This window comes from Lentzea aerocolonigenes (genome assembly GCF_000974445.1).
Lineage (GTDB): Bacteria > Actinomycetota > Actinomycetes > Mycobacteriales > Pseudonocardiaceae > Lentzea > Lentzea aerocolonigenes.
This window is the reverse complement of record NZ_BBOJ01000003.1, coordinates 135,703-156,455: the sequence shown is the minus strand read 5'-3', so window position 1 is coordinate 156,455 and position 20,753 is coordinate 135,703. Positions and strand designations below refer to the sequence as shown.

General features: G+C 69.4%; 19 protein-coding genes. 8 read left to right on the top strand and 11 right to left on the bottom strand.

Annotated features, from left to right (window positions below; all coding sequences use genetic code 11):
- The first annotated feature begins 97 nt into the window (after nt 1–97).
- Complete coding sequence (locus tag AOM45_RS06815; RefSeq protein WP_030469838.1) at nt 98–799, top strand: FadR/GntR family transcriptional regulator; 702 nt, start codon at nt 98–100, stop codon at nt 797–799.
- Here AOM45_RS06815 and AOM45_RS06810 read toward each other — a convergent pair.
- Entirely contained in the window at nt 777–3,743 is a 2,967-nt protein-coding gene (locus AOM45_RS06810; RefSeq protein WP_051784039.1) for a TIM-barrel domain-containing protein, read from the bottom strand. The two genes, AOM45_RS06815 and AOM45_RS06810, sit on opposite strands and share 23 nt — an antisense overlap.
- A gap of 516 nt (nt 3,744–4,259) precedes the next feature.
- Here AOM45_RS06810 and AOM45_RS06805 point away from each other — a divergent pair.
- The gene (locus AOM45_RS06805; protein ID WP_487042828.1) at nt 4,260–5,783 is read left to right on the top strand and encodes a GMC oxidoreductase; all 1,524 of its coding nucleotides are present in this window, start codon (nt 4,260–4,262) and stop codon (nt 5,781–5,783) included.
- Between the two features lie 5 nt (nt 5,784–5,788).
- Here AOM45_RS06805 and AOM45_RS06800 read toward each other — a convergent pair whose 3' ends face one another.
- The 5 genes from AOM45_RS06800 to AOM45_RS06780 all read right to left on the bottom strand — a co-directional run bounded on the left by AOM45_RS06800 (nt 5,789) and on the right by AOM45_RS06780 (nt 10,364).
- Nucleotides 5,789–6,268 carry a carboxymuconolactone decarboxylase family protein gene (locus AOM45_RS06800; protein ID WP_030469835.1) on the bottom strand — a complete coding sequence of 160 codons (480 nt, stop codon included), beginning with the start codon at nt 6,266–6,268 and terminating at the stop codon, nt 5,789–5,791.
- Nucleotides 6,265–7,344, bottom strand: coding sequence for an NAD(P)H-dependent amine dehydrogenase family protein (locus tag AOM45_RS06795; RefSeq protein WP_030469834.1), 1,080 nt, complete (start codon nt 7,342–7,344; stop codon nt 6,265–6,267). The genes AOM45_RS06800 and AOM45_RS06795 overlap by 4 nt, the downstream gene beginning before the upstream one ends.
- Nucleotides 7,345–7,415: 71 nt before the next feature.
- A complete protein-coding gene (locus tag AOM45_RS06790; RefSeq protein WP_081902351.1) occupies nt 7,416–8,159 on the bottom strand; it encodes an alpha/beta fold hydrolase in 744 nt (247 codons plus the stop codon).
- A gap of 18 nt (nt 8,160–8,177) precedes the next feature.
- Complete coding sequence (dinB, locus tag AOM45_RS06785; RefSeq protein ID WP_030469832.1) at nt 8,178–9,368, bottom strand: DNA polymerase IV; 1,191 nt, start codon at nt 9,366–9,368, stop codon at nt 8,178–8,180.
- 30 nt (nt 9,369–9,398) lie between these two features.
- The gene (locus AOM45_RS06780) at nt 9,399–10,364 is read right to left on the bottom strand and encodes a serine hydrolase domain-containing protein (protein WP_030469831.1); all 966 of its coding nucleotides are present in this window, start codon (nt 10,362–10,364) and stop codon (nt 9,399–9,401) included.
- Nucleotides 10,365–10,503: 139 nt separating this feature from the next.
- Between AOM45_RS06780 and AOM45_RS06775 the strand changes: the two genes are divergently transcribed.
- Nucleotides 10,504–12,072, top strand: coding sequence for a glycosyltransferase family 39 protein (locus AOM45_RS06775; RefSeq protein WP_051784038.1), 1,569 nt, complete (start codon nt 10,504–10,506; stop codon nt 12,070–12,072).
- Here AOM45_RS06775 and AOM45_RS06770 read toward each other — a convergent pair.
- Nucleotides 12,069–12,473 carry a hypothetical protein gene (locus tag AOM45_RS06770; protein ID WP_030469829.1) on the bottom strand — a complete coding sequence of 135 codons (405 nt, stop codon included), beginning with the start codon at nt 12,471–12,473 and terminating at the stop codon, nt 12,069–12,071. The genes AOM45_RS06775 and AOM45_RS06770 overlap by 4 nt on opposite strands.
- 113 nt (nt 12,474–12,586) lie before the next feature.
- Between AOM45_RS06770 and AOM45_RS06765 the strand changes: the two genes are divergently transcribed.
- Complete coding sequence (locus AOM45_RS06765; protein ID WP_236703230.1) at nt 12,587–12,916, top strand: VOC family protein; 330 nt, start codon at nt 12,587–12,589, stop codon at nt 12,914–12,916.
- Nucleotides 12,917–12,935: 19 nt separating this feature from the next.
- The gene (locus AOM45_RS06760) at nt 12,936–13,181 is read left to right on the top strand and encodes a DUF2630 family protein (RefSeq protein ID WP_030469827.1); all 246 of its coding nucleotides are present in this window, start codon (nt 12,936–12,938) and stop codon (nt 13,179–13,181) included.
- Here the strand turns inward: AOM45_RS06760 and AOM45_RS06755 are convergent, their stop codons facing one another.
- Together AOM45_RS06755 and AOM45_RS06750 are read right to left on the bottom strand one after the other, a co-directional pair.
- Nucleotides 13,182–13,655: a GtrA family protein gene (locus AOM45_RS06755; RefSeq protein ID WP_051784050.1), complete on the bottom strand. Its 474-nt coding sequence runs from the start codon at nt 13,653–13,655 to the stop codon at nt 13,182–13,184.
- Nucleotides 13,656–13,719: 64 nt separating this feature from the next.
- On the bottom strand, nt 13,720–14,640 hold the full coding sequence (locus AOM45_RS06750) for a helix-turn-helix transcriptional regulator (RefSeq protein WP_156094048.1): 921 nt from the start codon (nt 14,638–14,640) through the stop codon (nt 13,720–13,722).
- A gap of 70 nt (nt 14,641–14,710) precedes the next feature.
- On the opposite strand from AOM45_RS06750, the gene AOM45_RS06745 reads away from it, so the two are divergent.
- Nucleotides 14,711–15,352 carry a class I SAM-dependent methyltransferase gene (locus AOM45_RS06745; protein WP_051784037.1) on the top strand — a complete coding sequence of 214 codons (642 nt, stop codon included), beginning with the start codon at nt 14,711–14,713 and terminating at the stop codon, nt 15,350–15,352.
- Between the two features lie 123 nt (nt 15,353–15,475).
- On the top strand, nt 15,476–17,437 hold the full coding sequence (locus AOM45_RS06740) for a WD40 repeat domain-containing serine/threonine protein kinase (protein ID WP_156094047.1): 1,962 nt from the start codon (nt 15,476–15,478) through the stop codon (nt 17,435–17,437).
- A gap of 9 nt (nt 17,438–17,446) precedes the next feature.
- On the opposite strand, the gene AOM45_RS06735 is transcribed toward AOM45_RS06740, so the two are convergent.
- Nucleotides 17,447–18,046, bottom strand: coding sequence for a YdcF family protein (locus AOM45_RS06735; RefSeq protein ID WP_030469822.1), 600 nt, complete (start codon nt 18,044–18,046; stop codon nt 17,447–17,449).
- Nucleotides 18,047–18,176: 130 nt separating this feature from the next.
- On the opposite strand from AOM45_RS06735, the gene AOM45_RS06730 reads away from it, so the two are divergent.
- Complete coding sequence (locus AOM45_RS06730; RefSeq protein WP_030469821.1) at nt 18,177–19,877, top strand: cation:proton antiporter; 1,701 nt, start codon at nt 18,177–18,179, stop codon at nt 19,875–19,877.
- Here the strand turns inward: AOM45_RS06730 and AOM45_RS06725 are convergent, their stop codons facing one another.
- Nucleotides 19,878–20,639 carry a GntR family transcriptional regulator gene (locus tag AOM45_RS06725; RefSeq protein WP_081902350.1) on the bottom strand — a complete coding sequence of 254 codons (762 nt, stop codon included), beginning with the start codon at nt 20,637–20,639 and terminating at the stop codon, nt 19,878–19,880. It abuts the gene before it with no gap.
- Nucleotides 20,640–20,753: the final 114 nt, after the last annotated feature.

The window sequence follows — 20,753 nt, the reverse complement described above, 5'->3', positions numbered from 1 at the left end:
CTAGTGGCAAAGTGGCTGAGCCACTTTCCGCCGGTGGTCCACCGGCTGTCAAGAGGTGGCCTAGTGGCTGAGCCACTTGGCCGGATATCCTTGGCCCATGTCCGAGGCATTGCGGCCCATGGTCAAGTCCCGCCTGTACGAGCAGGTGCTCGAACGGCTGCGCGCGTACGTCACCGAAGCGGGGCTCGAAGCGGGGGACCGGCTGCCTGCCGAGCGCGATCTCGCCGCGAGCCTCGGCGTGAGTCGCGCGTCGGTCAAGCAGGCGATCGTGGTGCTGGAGGTCCAGGGGCTGGTCGAGGCGCGGCACGGCGGCGGCACCTACCTCGTCAAAGACACGCTCGACGTCGAGCCGGTCGAGCAGCTCGTCGAACGCCGCAAGCGCCTCCCCGAGGTGCTGGAGGCGCGCGAGGCGTTGGAGACCAAGCTCGCCGAGCTCGCCGCCGAACGCCGCACCGACGCCGAACTCGACGACATCCGGCAGGCGCTCGACTTCATGCGCGACGAGATCGCGGGTGGCGAGAACGGCGTGGAAGGGGATCGCCGCTTCCACGCCGCCGTCACCGCGGCCGCGCACAGCTCGCTGCTGGCCGATTTCATGAAGACCATCGCCCGCCAGATCACCGAGAGCCGCACCGAGTCGCTGCGCCAGCCGGGTCGTCCGTCCCGCTCACTGGCGCAGCACACGGCGATCTACGAGGCCATCGCCGCGGGCGACCCGAAGAAGGCCGCCGCGGCCATGCGCAGGCACGTCCGGACCGTCGCGAAGGTGCGGCTGCTCACCTGGGTGCCAGAAGACTGATCACCGCCCCCTTCGCCCGCACCACGTGGCTGGACCCGTCCGCGTGGTGCACGACGAACTTCCAGTCTCGTTTGGACAGTCCGGACACGAACGCGAAGTCACCGGACTGGACGATCCAGGTGCGCCGACCGGACTCGTACAACGTGAACTCGCCCGAAGCGCCGGCCGTGACGTGCACGGTCAACGAGTCGGCGCGAACGTCGTGGGCCACGTCGGCTGAACGCTCGACCAGCATCCCGCCCGCGCGCAGGAACACCGGCATGGTGTCCAGGCCCGCGCGAACCGTTGCCCAGGTGTTGCCCTGGTACACCTGCCCGGTGAAGTAGTCGGTCCACTGACCGGGCGGGAACCACACCCGCGTCTCACCGCTCTCGCCAGGTGTGGTGATCGGTGCGACCAGCACGTCGGGTCCGAGCAGGAACTCGCTGTCCACTGTGGAGTAAGCCTCCGGGCTGCCCGGGTACTCGACGTAGGCGGGCCGCACGACCGGCACTCCCGTCCGATGAGCCTGCTCCGCCAACGTGTAGATGTACGGCACCAGCCGTTCGCGCAGGTTCAGGAACTTCGTCGCCGACGCCTGCGCGGCCGGTCCGTACTGCCACGGCAGGCGGTCGGAGTGGTTGCTGTGCAGGCGAGTGATCGGCTGGAACGCCCCCAGCTGCACCCAGCGCGCGTACAGGTCGTCCGGGAGCTTGGTGGTGTAGCGCAGCTGACCGTTGTCGAGGTACGTCTCCGACCCGCGCAGGCCGGTCGTGTCGTTGTGCCCGCCGATGTCGTGGCTGATCGCCGACATCCCGGTCGACACCGCCTCGCCCGAGGTGTAGCCGATGGTCGCCTTCATCGCGCCCCACGTCGAGGAGGTGTCGCCGGTGAAGTGCAGCGTGTGCCGCTTCTCCGCCCACGGGCCCGTCGGCAACGGCCCGGAGCCGCTGTAGCCGCCCGCCTGCAACGAACCGAAGCCGCGGGAGAACGCGAACCCGCCGAGCTTCGCGTACTGCTCGTTGATCCACGTGTCCGGCGTGACGCCCCGCAGCGACGACCCCGAGCCGTCGCAGCACCAGTCGAGCCACCAGAAGTCGGTGGGCATGCTCCGGTGCAGCTCGACGTACGCGCGCAGCTGGTCGGGATCGGCCCAGTCGAACACGTAGCAGTCGGCGCAGGAACCCTTGGCCAGCTTGCCCTTCGCGATCGCCTGCGCCCGCGCGAAGTCCGGGTCGGTGCCCTGGATGCTCGGGTGGATGTTGAGCGTGCTGTGCATTCCCTCGCTGTGCACCCAGTCCAGGAACCCCTGCGGGTCCGGGAACTTCGAGGAGTCCATCTGCCAGCCGTTCCACGTGTTGTGCGCCTTGAAGTCCGTGTCGACGACCAGGACGTCCAACGGCACGCCGTGCTGCCGGAACGCGGGCAGGATCCGGTCGCGGTAGTCGGCCGCGGTCCGGTCGATGTACTCGGAGTACCAGACGCCGTAAGCCCAGCGCGGCAACAGCTTCGGCCCGCCGGTCAGCGCCGCGAGATCTCCCAGCGCGGCCTTGAAGTTCTGGCCGTAACCGAACACGTACCCGTCCTGGTAGGGCTGCGCGCCGCGGTCCGCCCGCGGAGTTCCGTTCAGCAGCGCGGAACTCGTGTCGTCGAGCAGGTACCAGCCGTCGCGGTACGTCAGTCCCGGGGTCACCCGCGGATCTCCGCTGGTGCCGGTGTACCCGTCCAGCGAACGCCGGTAGCCACCGAGGGCCAGGTGCGGTGACGAGTTGCTGATCCCGATCGTGTCGAGGTTGACGTGGCAACCCGCGTCCGGGCAGGTGATGGTCAGGTCGGAAGTGCCTGCCGGCAACGGGATCTGCGCGGTCGTGGTGGCCCACGTCGCCCAGTTCGCGGTCACCGGAACAGTGATCGCCTGCCCGTTGACCAGGACGGTGCGCGGCTCGTGCTTGCCGTCGCCACCGACCCCGTTGGCGTAGCGCAGGACCACCGGATACGTGCCCGCGGCCGGAACACCGCTGATCGGCAGCCGCAACCCGGTGCCGCCGACCAGCTCGGCGACGAACCCGGTGCCCGCGAACCCCGCGTGCTCGTCGGCGATCTTCGCGGCACCCGTGGGCGCGCCGTGCTCGGCCTCGCAGTTCGTGCCGAACCGGCAGTCGTCCACGGCCCGGACCACGGGATACGCCTGACCGGCGGTGAGCAGCGCGAGGCTGTCGACGTTGACGTTGCCCGAATCCGCCGCACGCCGCGTCAGAGCAATGCGGTGTTCGCCCGCGGACAGGTCGATCTCGGTCTCGACCTGCCGCCAGTCACGCCAGTCCGCGGTCGCCGGCAACCTGATCTGCCGGGGTGCCTGCCCGTCGACGCTGAGACCGAGCGTGCGGTTCTCGTGCTTGCCGTCGCCACCGCGCCCGTTCGCGTACTTCACCACGAGCCGGTGCCTGCCCGAGCTCGTGGCACGCACGGTGGCGGTGACGCCGTTGTTGGCGTAGGAGAACCCGGCGACGAAGCCCGCGCCGGTGTGGCCGGGGTGCTCCGAGTCGACGAGCACGCCTTCTCGTTGCTGGTCCTCGGCTTCGCAGAGCTGCCCGGTCGCACAGACCACCCGCCGCCACGGGGACGCGGTCGTGCTCGCGGTTCTGAGCTCCAGGTTGTCCGCGCGGAACGGGCCGGAACCCACGCGGTAGCGCAAGGTCAGCGCCGAGGTGGTGATGACCAGCCAGCCGTCCTCGACGCGCGAACGGTAGGCCGTGCCGGGGACGGTGCGATTTACAACGTTGTAAGTGGAGGCGTTCTCGAATCTGCGATCCCCGGCGTACTCGGTGCGCACCAGGGTGGGGGACAGGATCTGGAACCTGGCCTGCCCCGACACGACCGTGCCGGACGGCTGGGCCGTCGCTGGGGCGGGCAGAACCAGGCTGAGCAGAGCCAGCAGTGGGACGACTGTCGCGCGTTTCCGCATCCGTGCTCCTCGTCTGACGCCGTCGGCTTCCGAGGTGTTCAGGGACGTGAACGTCTCTCACCTTGGCGTGATGGTGTTGAGCGATCAAGAGGCCGAATGCCGCAGACGGCGAACGGGCGGAATCCGGGCGGGTTTCCGGCACGCGGTGTTGGGTCGGGCACCACCCGCACCGCCGTCCACAACGGACTCAACGCTGGTGGAAGACCGCGGGCATCGCTCGGTTGCCGGGCGCCCGTCCGGGCCCGAACATTCCCCGGCGATGCATCCGTGCGGAGTTCTCCGGTGCTCACGGACCTGGCTTCCGAGCCCCTCACCTGCGCTGCGCACCCGGAGGAACCGGAACTCCCAGGTAGTGACTTGTTCCACAACCACCGGTATAACTTGTTCTCATGTGACGACAGTGAGGAAGATCACATGACTCGCACAACGACGTGTGACAACGGTTTCAAGGGTCCAACCCGCCGCTCGTTCCTTGCAGGAACAGGTTCTATTCTTGGTGCCGTCGCCCTCGGCGGCGTGACTCCTGCGGCACGAGCGTCCACTGAGATCTCCGACGCGGCCGTGGTTCCGGCCCTCGTGATCGGCACCGGTTACGGCGGCTGTGTGGCGGCCCTGCGCCTCGCCCAGGCCGGCGTCGACGTCCACATGGTCGAGATGGGCATGGCCTGGGACACCCCCGGTGCGGACGGCAAGATCTTCGCCAACACGACGACTCCCGACCAGCGCTCGTTCTGGCTGCGCACCAAGACCAAGCAGCCGCTGAGCAACTTCCTCGGTTTCCCCATCGACAAGGCGATCCCGCGCTACACCGGCATCCTCGACGCCGAGGAGTTCGCCGGCATCACCGTCTACCAGGGCCGCGGAGTCGGCGGCGGGTCGCTCGTCAACGGCGGCATGGCGGTCACGCCGAAGCGCGAGTACTTCGGCGACGTCCTGCCGATGATCAACGCCGACGAGATGTACAACGTCTACTACCCGCGCGCCAACGCCGAGCTCGGCGTCGGGCTGATCGACCCCGCCTGGTTCGACACGACCGACTGCTACCAGTACGCGAGGGTCGGCAGGAAGCACGCCCAGAGGTCCGGTTTCCCGCACGTCTTCGTGCCCACCGTGTACGACTGGGACTACATGGAGCAGGAGGCGGCCGGCACCGTGCCGAAGTCGGCGCTGATCGGGGAAATCCTCTACGGCAACAACTACGGCAAGAAGTCCCTGCAGAAGTCCTACCTGCCCAAGATCAGGGCGACCGGCCGCGTCACGATCTCGGCGCTGCACAGGGTCGTCTCGGTGACGCCCGCGGCCGGTGGCTACGCCGTCACCATCGAGCAGCTCAACACCAACGGCGACCCGATCGCCACCAAGCAGGTCACCGCGGCCAGGGTGTTCTTCGCGGCGGGCAGCGTCGGCACGAGCAAGCTCCTGGTCAAGCTCAAGGCGACCGGCGCGCTGCCGAACCTCAACGGCGAGGTCGGCAGGGGCTGGGGCGACAACGGCAACGTCATGTGCGGCCGCGCCAACCACATGTGGGACCCGACCGGGGCGCTGCAGTCGTCCATCCCGACGATGGGCATCGACAACTGGGCGGCGGGCGGCGCGTTCGCGGAGGTGGCGCCGCTACCGACCGGGATCGAGACCTACGCCTCGTTCTACCTGTCGATCACCAAGACCCCGAACCGCGGGGAGTTCTCCTGGAACGCCGCCACGGGCAAGGTCGACCTGAACTGGCAGACGGCCTGGAAGCAGGTGTCGATCAACGCCGCGAAGAGCATCTTCGACAAGATCAACTCGAAGGAGGGGACGATCTACCGGACCGACCTGTTCGGCGTCTACAAGGTCTGGGGCGACCACCTGACGTACCATCCGCTCGGCGGCGCGATCCTGGACAAGGCCACCGACAACTACGGGCGCCTGCACGGCCATCCCGGCCTTTACGTGATCGACGGCTCGCTCATTCCCGGCAGCACCGTGGTGAACCCGTTCGTCACGATCACGGCGCTGGCCGAGAGGAACATCGCGAAGATCATCGCTACCGACCTGTGACGCCCTCAGAACTTCGGTAGCACGCACATGGCGTCGAGGCCGAACACGCGGTTCAGCCTGCCGAACGCGAGCCAGGCCCCGATGCTCATGGTCAGCTCCACGACCTCCGCCTGGCTGTAGTGCTCGGCCATGCGGGACCAGAACTCCTCGTCGAGGCCGTGGTGATCCAGTGCGTACCGCTCGGCGTACTCGGCGGCCAGTCGCGCCCGGTCGTCGAACGCGTCGGTGGTGCGCCACTGGGTCACCGCGTCGATGAAGTCGTCCTCGACCTTCACGCCGTCGCGCTCGGTCCGCCAGTCCAGGCAGAACATGCAGCCGTTGATCTGCGCGATCCGCAGCCGCGCTGCCTCGAACTCCCGCAGCCCCAGCGTGGTGTGCTGGTACACGGCCAGCGAGAGGCCGGCGGCGGCGACACCGATGCCGGGCACCATCTCGCCCCACACGTACCCGATGGGGTCCTTGCCCTCGGGGATGTCGATGTTCATCGCGGGCTCCTTCCGAGCTTGCCCGCCACGGGCCGCAACGGGACGTCGAGCGCGTCGTAGAGTCCGGGCTCCGCCTCGGCGAGCCAGTCGATGGCGTTCACGATGCGGCCGACCGCCGTCGCGTTGCCGCCCGCGGAACGGTTCTCGCCCTCGTCGACCGCCTCGACCGAGACCTCGATGCGCGGTCGTCCCTCGATGATCACCTTGTGCGCGCCGTCGCCGGAGGGCGGCATCGGCCAGTCCGTGGCGCACGAGGCGTGGATGCGCGTGACGTGCTCGATGACGATGAGCGGTTCGCCGCCGACGATTCCCTGCACCTCGAACCGGATCGCGCCCTGCGTGCCCGCCGCGAACTCGCCCATGGTCCTGGTCGTCACGTCCGCGTCGAGCGCCCGCCGGTCGACGGTCTCGCGGATCTCCTCGACCTCCACGCCGAGCGCCCTGGCCATCAACCGGATCTGCCCGCCCCACACCATGGTCGGCACCGTCGGCATGAGCATCGGAGCCTGGTAGTCGAGCGGCTGCCCGAACCCGATCAGCCACCGCACCGCGTCCGGCTGGTCGTAGGTGGAGTAGTCGAAGATCTCCTGGCAGCGCACCGCGTCGATCCGGCTGCCCAGACCGCTGATCATCAACGGCAGCACGTCGTTGCCCCAGCCGGGGTCGACGCCCGAGACGAAGAGTGATCCACCGCCCTCCGTGATGGCGGCTAGAACCGGTTCTCGCAACTCCGGTGGCGCGCTGCGGTGGTCGTACAGGGCGTACAGCGACGGCGTGACCACCACCGCGCCCGCGCGGATCGCCTTCGTGATGTCGGCCAGCGCGTCGTCCGGCCTGATGTCACCCGACGCCGCGTAGACCACGGCGCGCGGGCTGGCGGCCAGTACCGCGTCGATGTCAGTGGTGGCCGTGATCCCGAGCTCGTGGTCCAGTCCCGCGAGATCGCCGGCGTCCCTGCTCTGCTTGGCGGGGTCGTGGACGATCACGGCCGTCAGCTTCAGTCCCGGATGAGCCTCGACGGCGCGAATCGCGGCACGGCCGACGTTTCCGGTGCCCCACACCACTGTGGCGATCATGCCGGTAGACTAACTAGAACACGTTTCAGTTTTCAAGCGTCCATCAGGTGTACGAACGGAACCGGGAAATGTCACGGTTTTTCCGGCCGCCCGTTCATCAGGAATCGTTCCAGCACAGCGTTGAACTCCGGCGCTTCCGGAACCAGGTGGTCGCGCCCTCGGCAGATTTCCCGGGAGGCACCGGACTCGCGGGCGATCGTGTCGCAGATGATCTCCTGCACCTCGCTGTGCCCGCCGGACACCACCAGGATCGGGAAGTCCGCGTCGCGCAACGCGTGCAGCGGCGGCTCGGCCTCGTCCGGCGAGCGGGCGCCCAACAGCTGCCGCATGCCCTTGAGCAACGTCTCGTGCGGCTCGTCGGGCACCTCGACCGGCACGCCCGCGAAGCGGAAGAACAGGCGCAGGCCCTCGACTGGGTCCACATCGGACTCGGCGAGTGCGCGGATGGCGGCGGCGTACTCGTCGACGACCGGGTTTCCCCGCGCGACCGCGGTCGACGGCGGCTCGACGATCGTCAGGGACAGGACGTTCTCCGGCCGCAGCGCCGCCGCGTACATCGCGACGATGGCGCCGTACGACAGGCCGCCGAGGTGGCTCGGTTCGTCGAGCAGCTGGTCGGCGACCAACGCCGCCTCCGGTTCGAAGTCCTGCCGCGCGGGCGGCGACTGGCCGTGCCCCGGCCGGTCCGGCGCGAGCAGCGTCCACCGCTCGGTCAACGGCCGCTGGGCCCGCCAGGCTTCGCGGCCGCCGAGCACGGCGCCGTGCACCAGCACCACGCGCGGCCCCTGACCCCAGCGGTTGACGTGTAGTCGCATGATCTCGAGCGTATGGGGTCAGTCCGGGAGCAGTGGTACTGAAATTCCAGGTTCGCGGCCGAGCAGTGCCGCCCGCGTCACGGAGGCGGTGCCGAACCGGTCCCGCACGTGGTCCAGCGCGGCGTCGAGCGCGCCCGGCTTCTGCTCCTCGAACGGCAGCGTCATCTGCATCGGCGTGTCGTTCTGGAGGTTGGTGAGGGAAACGCCGAGCAACGTGATGCCGCGGCTTTCGATCAGGGGCATCGCGGCGTCGAGCAGCTGCCGGGCCGCGTTCAGCAGGACCTCCGTCTCCGTCGTCGGATGCCGGACGGTGTGCGACCGGGTCGCCCTCGTGAAGTCGGCGAACCGCAGGCGCAGCACCACGGTCCGGCACGCGCGGTGGGCGGTGCGCAGCCGCCGCGAGATGCCGTCGACGAGTGACGCGAGGATCGCATCGAGGTCTTCCCGCGTGCGTTCCCTGCGCCCCAACGCCCGCTGCGAGCCGATCGACCGGCGCCGGCGTCCTGTTTGGACCGGACGGGGATCGTGGTTGTGCGCCAACGCGTGCAGGTGCCTGCCCGCCGCCCGGCCGAGGATCGAGACCAGGTCGCTCTCGTCCAGCCGGGCGACCTCGCCGACGGTTCTGATGCCGAGAGAGTGCAGCTTGGCCGCGGTGACCTCACCGACGCCCCACAGCCGTTCGACCGGCAGCGGGTGCAGGAAGTCGAGCTCGCCCTCCGCCGGCACGACCAGCAACCCGTCCGGCTTCGCGACCCCGCTCGCGACCTTGGCGAGGAACTTCGTCCGCGCGACCCCGACCGTGATGGGCAGCCCGACCTGCTCGAGCACGCGTGCGCGCAGCCGGGCCGCGATCACCTCCGGCGGCCCCGCGATCCGGTGCAGGCCGCCGACGTCCAGGAACGCCTCGTCGATGGACAGCCCCTCGACCAACGGCGTCGTGTTGCGGAAGACCTCGAACACCGCCTTGCTCGCGGCGGAGTAGGCCGACATCCGCGGCGGCACGACGATCGCACGTGGACAGAGCTTCAACGCCCGCGCGCCGCCCATCGCCGTGCGCACCCCGAACGCCTTGGCCTCGTAGCTCGCGGCCAGCACCACGCCACCGCCCACGATCACCGGGCGGCCGCGCAGGCTCGGATCGTCCCGTTGCTCGACCGACGCGTAGAACGCGTCCAGGTCGGCGTGCAGGATCGGGGTGCTCACGAACACATGTTCGCATCCGTCACCCGTTCAGAACAGTCACGACATGAGCGCGCGAGCAATCGGCCACGCACCGGGCGCGGTGTTGGACAGCACGGTGATCGTGGTGCCGGTGTGCGGGTCGTGAGTGGACTTGAACGACGCACCGGCGTCGTACCCGGCCAGGATGACCGTGTCGGTGCTCTGGTGCAGCCAGAAGCCGAGCCCGTAGCGCAGGGACTCCTCGGGGACGTCCAGGCGCGGCCGCACGAACTCCTCGACGTCGTCCCTGGTGAACAGCGTGCGCCAGAACTTCGACATGTCGCCCGCCGTGGTGTGGATGCCGCCGTCGCCGTTCGCGACGACGGGCAGGTGGAAGACGTTCGACCGGTCCATCCCGTCCAGGTAGCCCGCGGCGGCGTCGCCGGGCAGTTCGTCGGACCGCAGGAAGTCCGTCCTGGTCATGTCCGCCGGGCGCAGCACCCGTTCCCGGACGAGGTCGTGGTAGCTCTGCCCGCTCGCCCGCTCGGCCAGCAGCGCGAGCACCACGTAGCCGCCGTTGCAGTAGCCGAACCGTTCGCCCGCCTTGAACTTCGTCGGGATCCCGTCGAGCCGCGGCAGGAACGACTCGGTCGTGGTCAGCTCGTGCACCGCGCCCATCACGTAGTCGTTGGCCTCCCAGTCGCCTTCCTCGTCGAGGTAGTCACCGATGCCGGACGTGTGCGTGAGCAGGTGCTCGACCGTGACGTCGTCGGCGATCAGCGGGAGGTCGCCACCGAGGAGAGAGCGTGCCGTCGTGTCGAGGCCCAGCGCGCCTTCGCGGACCAGGGAGAGCACGGTCAGCGCGGTGAACCCCTTGCCGCCGCTGGCGATGCCGAACCTGGTGTCGACGGTGTTGGGCACGCGGTAGGCCCGGTTCGCGAGCCCGTACGCCTTCGCGAACTCGATCTCACCCGCGCGGTCGATCTGGACCACCCCGGAGAAACCGGTGTCCTCGGCGATCTTTTCGATGTCTTCCAACGGCATTCGCGCAGGTTAGCCCCGTGCTGCGGGCGCTTCGAAGCGAGTTTTCCGCTCACCGGACCGTCCGGGGATACAACCCGTCCGGCGGGTATCCCGTTTCCGGTGTATTGAGCTTGTTCAGCCACCTGAAAGGACTTCGCGCTTGTCGCTCGCCACGCTCGGCTCACCGCGCACCGCCGACGTACCCGCGCCGGTAGCTCCGCGACGGTTCGTCTGGGTGCTCGTGGCGGTGCTCCTCGGCCAGATGGCGATCGCCATGGTCACGACGGCCGTGCAGCAGACGCCGACGATCGACGAGCCGGTCTACGCGGGTGCGGCGGCGGTCTACCTGGACCAGCACAGCCTGAGGTACAACCCCGAGCACCCACCGCTCGGCAAGCTGATCATGGCGACGGGCCTGTTCTTCGCCGAGGTGCACGTCGACCGCGGTTTCACCGGTGACCAGACCGAGCTCGGCCGGTACGTGCTGTACGAGTCCGGGCACGATCCGGGACGTCTGCTGTTGCTGGCCAGGCTGCCGATGATCGTGCTGACGCTGTTGTTCGGGCTCGTCGTGTTCCTGTTCGCCCGGGACCTGGCCGGCGACAGGGGTGGGCTCGTCGCGCTCGCGCTCTACGCGTTCTCACCGGACCTCATCGCTCACGGTTCGCTGGCCGCGCTCGACGTGCCGGCGGCGGGCTTCCTGCTGACGTCGGCCTGGCTGCTGTGGCGGGCCAGGACCCAGCCCGACCTGTACCTCCCGCTCGCGGGACTGGCGTTGGGCGCGGCCCTCGCGACGAAGATGAGCACGCTGGCCGCGGTTCCGGTGCTGCTGGTCCTCGCGGCACTGTCCACCCGCAACCGCACGCGCGCCGTTGGCGTCGTCGGACTGGTGTCGCTCGCTGTCGTGTGGGCGTCCTATCTCGCCGTGGATCCGTTCCTGCGCTGGGAAACCCCGCCGGACCTGGCGGCCGGGTTCGTCGACTGGCTGCCGTTCCCCGAGCCGTACCGCGACGGGATGCGCGTGCAGTTCGGCTTCGAGAACCGGGTGTGGGGCGGCTACCTGTTCGGCGAGCACTACGAGGGATCGCGCTGGTACTACCTGCCGGCGGCGCTGCTGGTGAAGACGCCGCTGGGCGCGCTGGTGCTGTGGTTCGCAGGGGTCGCCGCCGTCATCGCGCACAAGCGTGCGGCGGTTCCGTACGTTCTTGTTCCCGCCGCCGTGCTGCTGGTGGCCGCCATGAGCGGCAGCCGCGACCTCGGTGTGCGATACGCGATCTTCGTGCCGATGTTCCTGGCCGTGGCGGCGGCGTGCGTGCGGTGGCGCTGGATGGTGGCGGTGCTGCTGGCGTTCGTCGCGCTCAGCTCGCTGCGGACGTTCCCGTACTACCTGCCCTACTCCAACGAGGCCTTCGGCGGCCCGGAGAAGACCCACCTGCACCTGCACGACTCGAACGTCGACTGGGGTCAGGACCTGGGCCGTCTCGCGGACCGGCTGAAGGAGCGCCCGGCTGGGCGTACCTGGCTCGTCTACAAGGGAGCCGGAGTGCCGGAGCACTACGGGATCCACGCGGAGGATCCCCGGAAGGTGCCGCCCGACCAGGTGCACGGGTTGCTCGTGGTGTCCGACTCGGCCGCGGCGAAGGCCGACGACCGGCTCAAGGCCCTGATCGCGAGCAGCACGCCGATCGACGAGGTCGGCCACTCCATCACGATCTACCTGCGCCGTTAGAGCATGGGCGGCATCAGGCGGTAGCTCTCCGCGTAGTAGTCGTCCGTGCGACGCCGGTAGCCCTCGTCGTCGTCCGGGTCGTACTCGGGCGCGTTCTTGATCTGCTCCTTCGTGCGGTCCACGAAGACCTTTCGCTCCTCGTGGTCCACCCGCTGCACCGTGCCGACCGGCAGCACGACCTTGCGACCGAAGATCCACGGTCCGGTGTCGACCATCAGGCAGTCGTGCGGCACCTTCGCGTTGTCCTCGTCGACCTTGCCGATGCCGCCGTCGGTGGCCTCGACCTCGTACCCGATCAAGCCGGTGTCCGGTCGCTGCGCGAGTTCTTGCTCGTCGTGTTCGGGGCCGCCGGCCCAGGACGGGTCGCGCCACACCCACGGGACGAACGGGACTGGTTGCATGTCGGCCTCCTTGGGTCTGCCGACCGGGTACCCCGCCAGGCCCTGTCGTGGAACTTCCTCGATGAGTTCCGGCCGCGTGCAGGGTCAACACGCGCATGGACCTGTACAGCGTGATGTGCGTGAGTGACTTGGCGAAGTCGCTGAAGTGGTACGAGGTGTTCTTCGGGCGCGCGGCGGACGAGGTCATCGGCGAGGAGCACCTCTGGCAGGTGGGGGAGAACGCCTACCTCGTCGTGGACGCGCGTGCCGTGCGTGCGCAGCGCGTGGGCGGCTCGATGACCACGTTCGGGGTGGCGGGGGCCGAGTTCGACGACGCGCTGGCCCGGTTCGCCGCGCACGGCGTGACCCACGGGCCCGTCGAGACCTATTCGAACGGTGTGCGGCACGTGGAGGTGCTGGATCCGGACTCCAACAGCCTGTCGCTCGCGGCGGTTCCCGACTGATCGTCGTAGAGTCGGGTGGATGAGCGACGAGAACGTGCTGGGCCGCATCAACGAACTGGTCGACGAGGAGCACAAGCTGCGCGAGCAGCTCGCCGCCGGTGAGATCACCACGGACGAGGAGCACGCCCGCTTGCGCGCCCTGGAGGAAGCCCTCGACCAGTGCTGGGACCTGCTGCGGCGGCGCCGTTCGGCGCGGTCGCTCGGCGGCGACGCGGAAGACGTCCCCGCGCGTTCGGTCGGTGAGGTCGAGGGATATCTGCAGTAGTCACCTGCTGTCGCGGAAGATGATCCAGCGCATCACGCTGTACATGAACGCGGCCTCGCAGGCGCTGGCGACGACGCGCGAGAGCAGGTACTGCAGGCCGACCGCGGTCAGCGCGCTGCCGACGCCGAGGATGAACGCCAGGTAGTTCAGCAGGATCGCCACCGCGTACAGGCCCGCCTGCGGGCCGACCGGCGCGTGCGAGCGGAAGTTCAGCGCGCGGTTGAGCACGAAGCTCAGCCCGAACGCCAGCACGTAGGCGATCGTGAACGCGAGCGGCACGGGCAGTCCCAGCCCGCTGCGCAGTCCGGCGAGCAGCAGCAGGTCGACGCCGAACGTGAACCCGTTGATCAGCGCGAAGCCGAGGAAGCTGGGCGCGACGAGGCGGGAGAGGCCGAAGGGCAGCCACCTCACGACCTTCTCCATCAGGTCGTGGAACCTGGTTCCGAGGTCGTCCTTCGCGGTGCTGCTGATCATGGTGACCACAGTGCCAGGACCCGCTGGGACGAAAGCGACGAACCGCCCGCCGGTCCGCTGGAGTTCAGACGCTGTTCAGGTGGTTGAACCGCCGCCAGCTCGTGGGGCTCATCCCGTGCCGCTTGCCGAACGTCCTGGCGAAGTACCCGGCGTCCGTGAACCCCACCTGCCTGCCGATGTCGCCCACGGGCAGGTCCGTGGCGGCCAGCAGCCGCCGTGCCTGCACCATGCGGCGTTCGGTGATCCAGTCCTGCACCGTGCGGCCGGTCCGCCTGCGGACCGTCGACGTCAGGTGGCCGGGGGAGATGCTCACCGCGGCGGCGACCTCGCGCAGCGACAACGGTTCCGGGTAACGCCGTTCGATCACGTCGAACACCTCGGCGAGCGGCGGTTCGGCGTTCTCGCGCAGGTCGCCGACGACGTCCGCGGCGAGCCGTGACACCGCGACGAGCAGCAGCACGAGGTGGGCGGACACCGCCTCCCGGTAGCCCTCGCGGCGGTGCTCGAGCTCGTCGCGCAACGCTTCGATGCGAGCGGTCCACTCCTGGCGCTGCGCGGCCGGGACCTTGAGCCGCAACGCGCCGGTCGCCCCGCCGTGGACGAACGGGAACAGCAGCGGGTGGGTCCGCCAGGCCAGGTGCGCGCCGGGGGTGTCCTCGCCCAGAGCGTCGGCCGTGAAGAACACGCCCCAGCCGCTGGCTCCGGCGAGGTCGTCGCTGCGGGCCCGGCCCATCACGTCGCCCGGCGCGACGACGAACAGGTCGCCCGCCTCGACCTCCCGGACCTGCCTGCCGGTGCGCACGATGCCGCCGGGGGCGCCGAAGTAGGCGATGCCGGGGAAGTCGTGGGAGTGGGCCTCGTGGGCGCCGTTGATGTCGGCGTCGTGGCCCAGCCGGACGACCGCCACCGCCAGCTCACCGGGGGCGGGTTGCCAGGAGTAGGTCGCCGGCTGGTCCCCGGTCGGTGTCAGTCGTCGCGCTCGCACCGTCAGATCGTCCCACTCAAACCGTGGATCGACACAGAAATCCTGCTGGTGAACCGGTCAGAATGGGTTCATGGCCGAAACATCGTCCCAGGAGCGGGACTACCTGCCCGGCATGGGCAAGCACTACCTGCTGCCCCTCTACGACGTGGTGCACCGGATCTCCGGGCTGAGCGCCGTCCACCAGGAGATGATCACGGCGGCCGGGTTGCGCGCGGGGCACCGGGTGCTGGACGTCGGGTGCGGAACGGGGAACCTGTTGCGCGCCACCGGAAAGCGGCACCGCGACGTTGAGCTCTTCGGTGTGGACCCCGACCTGAAGATGCTCGCCAGGGCCGAGCGCAAGTTCCGCCGGGGCGGGTTGACGGCGCGGCTCGACCGCGGGTTCGCCCAGGAGCTGCCGCATCCGGACGACTCGTTCGACCGCGTCTTCTCCAGCCTGATGCTGCACCACCTGGACAGCGCGTCGAAGGACGAGATGCTGGCGGAGGTGCGTCGCGTCCTGAAGCCCGGCGGCCTGCTCGTGCTCGCCGACGCCGTGCTGCACGACCACGGCCACCACGGCCACGGGAAGATGAAGGAGCACCTGCTCGACAACGTCGACGGCGCCGTGGCGAAGCGGATCGTCGCGGCGGGGTTCACCGCGGAACCGACCCGCAGGCGCAAGCTGCGGATGTTCGGGGAAGTCGGGATCGAGGTCGCGACGGTCCACTAGCGACAGGTCCATTGTCGACCGATTGAACATGCACGATGTTGCTTGTGTACCAACAGTTCCGGTACTTCCCGAACTTCGGTGATACCCGCGAACGGGAGCCTGTTCCCATCTAAGCTGCGCGCCGTGACAGATGCGACGGGAAGTCTGGTGGCCCAGCGCTACCGGCTCGTGCAGGTGATCGGCACCGGCGGCATGGGCCGGGTCTGGCTCGGCCGTGACGAGGTCATCGGCCGTGAGGTGGCCATCAAGGAACTGCTGCTGCCCGCCGGGCTCGACGCGCAGCAGCGGGCCGTGCTATGCCAGCGCGCCATGCGCGAGGCGCAGCTGGCCGGTCAGCTCAACCACCCCGGCATCGTCACCGTGCACGACGTCGTCGAGTACAACGGCACCCCGATGATCGTGATGGAGTTCGTCAGGGGCGGCTCGCTGTCCGACGCCATCAAGGCCCACGGCGCGCTGCCCCCGGACCAGGTCGCCTACGTCGCCACGTCGATGCTGAGCGCGCTGCGGGTGGCGCACCAGGCCGGGATCGTGCACCGCGATCTCAAGCCCGCCAACGTGTTGCTGTCCGGCGACCGGGTGGTGATCACGGACTTCGGCATCGCGAGGCTCACCGGCGACGTCCCGCTGACCACGGACGGCTCGATCGTCGGCACGCCCGCCTACATGGCGCCGGAGCAGGGCACCGGCGCCGCGATCACCCCGGCGACCGACATGTGGTCGCTCGGCGCCACCCTGTACGCGGCCGTGGAGGGCCGGCCGCCGTACCAGGGCCAGGACTTCATGACGACGCTGTCGATGCTGCTGACCCAGGAGCCGCCACCACCCCAGCGCGCCGGGCACCTCTCGTCGTTGCTGGGCGCGTTGCTGCGCAAGAACCCCGCCGAGCGCGCCTCGGTGGACCAGGCACTGGCGCTGCTCGCCGGCGCGCCCGTCGTGCTGCCGGTCCCGGCCAGATCCGGCCCCAGCAGACGCACGTTGCTGCTGGGCGGTGTCGGCGCGCTCGCGGTGGTGGGCGGCGGCACCACGTGGTGGCTGATGTCCGGGAAGAACGGCGGTGAAGGCGCGGAACTGCCCTCCACCAACGACAAGAAGCTCGCCTCCGACAAGGAAGGCGGCTCCGAGCAGTCGACGACCTCGTCGGTGGCGCAACCGGGACGGCCGGAGGAGATCACCGAGCACGTCCAGCTCTCCGACCACAAGGACACCGTCACGTCGATCGCCTGGAGCCCGGACGGCAAGTTCCTGGTGAGCGGCGACGACAGCCTCGACGGCGCCGTGGTCCGCATCTGGGACGTCGCGGCGGCCAAGGTCCTCGGCACCGTCCAGAACCCGGACGGACCGGGCGGCGCGTCGGCGTGCGCGGTGGCGATCAGCCCCGACGGCAAGATCCTCGCGGCGGGCGGCAACCGCACCGGCGACAGCACCACGTACCTGTGGAACCTCGCCGACCGCACGCAGATCGGCACGCTGGAGGACGCCAGGGCCATCATGAAGTGCCTGCGCTTCCACCCGGACGGCAAGACGATCGTCGGCCTCACCCACGGCGGCGGCCTCAAGGTGTGGGACGTCGCCACCCGCAAGGTCAAGATCGGCCTGACCGAGGCCGACGGCGGCAGCGAGCTCGCGTTCAACAAGGACGGGTCGCTGCTCGCCTACGGCGGCACGAAGTTCCAGGAGATCAAGCTGGTCGACCCGGCGACCGGTAAGACCGTCAGGACCATCAACGACTCGACCGCTCCCGGCATGGCGTTCTCCCCGGACGGCAAGACCCTCGCGATCCCCGACGACGACGGCAAGAACAGCATGCAGCTCTGGGACGTCGCGACCGGGCAGAGCAAGGCCGTCTTCGACCGGACCGAGGGCGACGACATCATCACGAAGGCCCTGTACCACCCGAACGGCAAGACCATCGCCACCTGGGGGCACGGCAACGCGGTGCAGCTGTGGGACGTGGCGTCGAAGTCGGTGCGCGCCGTGGTCATCGGCGCGGGTGCACGGATCGAGGACGTGGCGTTCGACCCCGAGGGGAAGCGGATCGCGTGCGCGGGCGCGGACAAGTCGATCCGGATCTGGAAGCTCTAGAGCACCTGGTCAGAGCGAGCCCTTCCGCTCAGCGTCGCTCAGGCGGCGGAGCGTCCACAGCCCGTGCAGAGCGAGCAGCGGTTTGGCGATCAGCCACTCGCCGGGACGGTAGTCGTCCGCGGGCACGAGCCTGACGGCGAGATCAGGACGCTGCCGCCGCAGGTACGCGCGGGCTTTGAGCGCGTGAGCCGGCTGGGAGGCGATCTTGATGCGGTCGACGTCCTCGAGCAGCGGGATCACGTTCGTGACGTTCTCCCAGGTCGTTCTGCTCCGGTCTTCGAGGAACACCGTGCCGCCGAACCCGAGCACGGACTTCGCGTAGTCGGCCATCAACTGGGCCTCCGCGGCGCCGGTACTGGTCACGCCGCCGCTGAAGATCACGCGCGTGTCCCGCCCGTCGTGGGCGGAGATGGAGCGAAGGCCGGCACGAACTCGCCAGCGGTTGACGAGGTTCGCCGTCGCCTGGGGGTTCCGGTACCCCAGCACGACCACCGCCTCCGAGACGCCCCCGCTGTGTCCCAGGAGAGTTCGAGACCAACGCCAGTTCAACCATTCGCCCCAGCCCAGGGCTACTGCTCCGGCTATCGCCAGTCCTGTCCGTCGTCTCACGCGGCGACTCTAGGGCGCCCCGGTGTCGGACAGCGAAGGCGGTGGCACGCGACGAACAACGCGAGCCGCCGCGTCACTTGGCCGTCACACGCGCGGCGATCGGCGTCTTGATCAGGCAGGATCTGCCCTCGTGCAGGAACTCGCGTTGCTCGCGGTCGCGGGCGTGCTGATCATCGTGGCGGTGTCGTACTTCGCGCCGAAGCTGGGCGTGGCGGCGCCGGTGCTGCTCGTGCTGGTCGGGATGGGCTGCAGCCAGCTGCCCGGCGCGCCGCGCGTGTTCGTCGAGCCGGAGCTGATCCTGGTGGTGGTGCTGCCGCCGATCCTCTACGCGGCGGCGGTGAACGTGCCGGTGGTGGACTTCCGGCGCAACCTCAAGACGATCGGCTCGCTGTCGGTCCTGCTGGTGGCGGTGTCGGCATTCGGGACGGGCCTGCTGATCTGGTGGCTCCTGCCGGACATCGGTTTCGCCACCGCGCTGGCCCTCGGCGCGGTGATCAGCCCGCCGGACGCGGTGGCGGCCACGTCCATCGGCAAGCGGCTCGGGCTGCCGCCGCGGCTCGTGACGATCCTGGAGGGCGAGGGCCTGGTCAACGACGCCACGGCGTTGGTCCTGATGCGCACGGCCATCGCCGCGATCGCGACCACGGTCTCGTTCGGCAGCGCTCTGGGCGACTTCGCCTTCGCCGTGGTGGTCGGTGTGGTGATCGGAGCTGGAGTCGGCGCGGTGTCGGTGTGGGTGCGCTCGAAGATCCAGAGCCAGCCGGTGCTCACCACCGCGATCTCGTTCGTGGTGCCGTTCCTGGCGTTCATCCCGACCGAGGAGCTGCACGCGTCGGGCGTCATCGCGGTCGTCACGGCCGGTCTGATCACGGGCCACCAGAGCGCCCGCCGGTTCGCCGCGCACGACCGCATCTCCGAACGCACCAACTGGCGCACGATCCAGCTGCTGCTGGAGAACGGCGTGTTCCTGCTGATGGGCTTCGAGCTCACGTCGGTGGTCAGCGACGTGGCGGACGAGGGCCTGAGCCGGACCCTGGTGCTCGGCCTGCTGGTGACGGCTGCGCTTGTAGTGCTGCGCGCGGTGTTCGTGGTCCCGCTGATCGCCGTCCTGCGCCACCAGCAAAAACGCGCCGACCAGCTGACCGGCCGGATGGAGGAGCTGGTCGACGGCTTCGCGGCCCGAGGCCCACGCCCCGGCGAGGAACAACGTTTCGACAGGGTGGCCCGCTCCCTGCAACGCCGCCAGGCCGACATCAACTTCTACGCCAGCGAAGGCCTCGGCTGGCGCGGCGGCGCGGTGCTCGCCTGGTCGGGCATGCGCGGCGTGGTGACCCTGGCCGCGGCCCAGTCACTGCCGACGGACGTGCCGCACCGCGCGGAGCTGATCCTGATCGCGTTCACGGTCGCGATCCTCACCCTGGTCGTGCAGGGCGGCTCGCTGCCGCTGGTGATCAGGTGGCTCGGCATCCGCGGCAACGACGAGGAGCACGAGCGCCGGGAGTACGCGCGGCTCGCGGGTGAGCTGGTGACGGCGACGCAGGCGCTGCTGGAGAGCCCGGCATTGGTGCGGGACAACGGAAAGCCGTTCGACGACGAGGTTCTGGCGAAGGCGCGGGAACGGAGTCTCGTCATGGGTGAGGTGATCGACAGGATGGTCAACGAGCGGGATCCGGACAGTCAGCTGCAGCAGCAACGGGAGTTGCAGCGGGTGATGATGGAGGCTCAGCAGAGCGCGCTGCTGGATGCTCGGGCCGGGGGGACGTTCAGTTCGCACACGCTGGAGCGGGCGCAGGTGTTCATCGACGGTATGTCGGCCCGGTTCACCGCCTGATCAGAACGGGTCGTTGCCCACCCGCGCCTGCACGTCCACCGTGCTCTGCGGCGACTCCCCGAGCGTCAACCGCGACACGATCCGATACCTGTCCCCGCGATAGATCGAGTGCACGTACTCGACGTGCCGCCCCTCCGCATCCGTCGTCAGCCGCTCGAACAACAACGCCGGCGCCAGCACCGGCACCCCGAGCAGCGACGCCTCCGACTCGTTCGTCACCGTCGGCTCGATCGACTGCACAGCCTCGGAAACGTGCACCCCGTGCTCGCGCAGCCGTTCGTAGAAGTCGCCGGACTCCATGTCGTGCAACGTCAACGAGGGCGCCAGCACGGCGGGGACGTGCAGGTACTCCAGGGCCATGGGCTCGCCGTCGACCAGGCGCAGGCGGGCGATGTAGTGGATCTCGGCGGCGGGGGAGAGGTGCAGGCGACGGCCCACTCGGGCGCCCGCTGGGATGCGGGCGTGTTCGAGGACGCGTGACTCCCAGGTGCCCGAGGCCTGGGGGAGGGACATGGAACCCGTGCCGGAGACCATCTCCTGGGTGATCTTGGCCCGGTTCACGAACGTGCCGCGGCCGTGCTGGCGGACCAGCAGGCCCGTGTTGACCAGTTCCTCGACGGCCGAGCGGACGGTGGGGCGGGATACCGAGAGTTGCTGGCACAGCACGCGTTCGGCGGGGATCGGGGCTCCCGCCGGGTGGGTCTCGATGAGTTCGAGCAGGTGGTCGCGGACCCGCTCGCGTTTGAGGATCGCCTCGCCCATGCCTCTCCGCTTCGTCGGCGGCCAGTATGGCATACCAGTGGTAAGTAACCAGTTCGTGCGAGATCGAGAGCGCTCTCACTGCTTTGAACTGGGTATTGACGGAGCAAGTGGTCT

What these genes read in the sequence shown, in the direction of transcription:
- AOM45_RS06815 (WP_030469838.1), top strand. Translation starts at nt 98, where the DNA reads ATGTCCGAGGCATTGCGGCCCATGGTCAAGTCCCGCCTGTACGAGCAG.
- AOM45_RS06810 (WP_051784039.1), bottom strand. Translation starts at nt 3,743, where the DNA reads ATGCGGAAACGCGCGACAGTCGTCCCACTGCTGGCTCTGCTCAGCCTG.
- AOM45_RS06800 (WP_030469835.1), bottom strand. Translation starts at nt 6,268, where the DNA reads ATGAACATCGACATCCCCGAGGGCAAGGACCCCATCGGGTACGTGTGG.
- AOM45_RS06795 (WP_030469834.1), bottom strand. Translation starts at nt 7,344, where the DNA reads ATGATCGCCACAGTGGTGTGGGGCACCGGAAACGTCGGCCGTGCCGCG.
- AOM45_RS06790 (WP_081902351.1), bottom strand. Translation starts at nt 8,159, where the DNA reads ATGCGACTACACGTCAACCGCTGGGGTCAGGGGCCGCGCGTGGTGCTG.
- AOM45_RS06780 (WP_030469831.1), bottom strand. Translation starts at nt 10,364, where the DNA reads ATGCCGTTGGAAGACATCGAAAAGATCGCCGAGGACACCGGTTTCTCC.
- AOM45_RS06770 (WP_030469829.1), bottom strand. Translation starts at nt 12,473, where the DNA reads ATGCAACCAGTCCCGTTCGTCCCGTGGGTGTGGCGCGACCCGTCCTGG.
- AOM45_RS06765 (WP_236703230.1), top strand. Translation starts at nt 12,587, where the DNA reads ATGTGCGTGAGTGACTTGGCGAAGTCGCTGAAGTGGTACGAGGTGTTC.
- AOM45_RS06760 (WP_030469827.1), top strand. Translation starts at nt 12,936, where the DNA reads ATGAGCGACGAGAACGTGCTGGGCCGCATCAACGAACTGGTCGACGAG.
- AOM45_RS06755 (WP_051784050.1), bottom strand. Translation starts at nt 13,655, where the DNA reads ATGATCAGCAGCACCGCGAAGGACGACCTCGGAACCAGGTTCCACGAC.
- AOM45_RS06745 (WP_051784037.1), top strand. Translation starts at nt 14,711, where the DNA reads ATGGCCGAAACATCGTCCCAGGAGCGGGACTACCTGCCCGGCATGGGC.
- AOM45_RS06725 (WP_081902350.1), bottom strand. Translation starts at nt 20,639, where the DNA reads ATGGGCGAGGCGATCCTCAAACGCGAGCGGGTCCGCGACCACCTGCTC.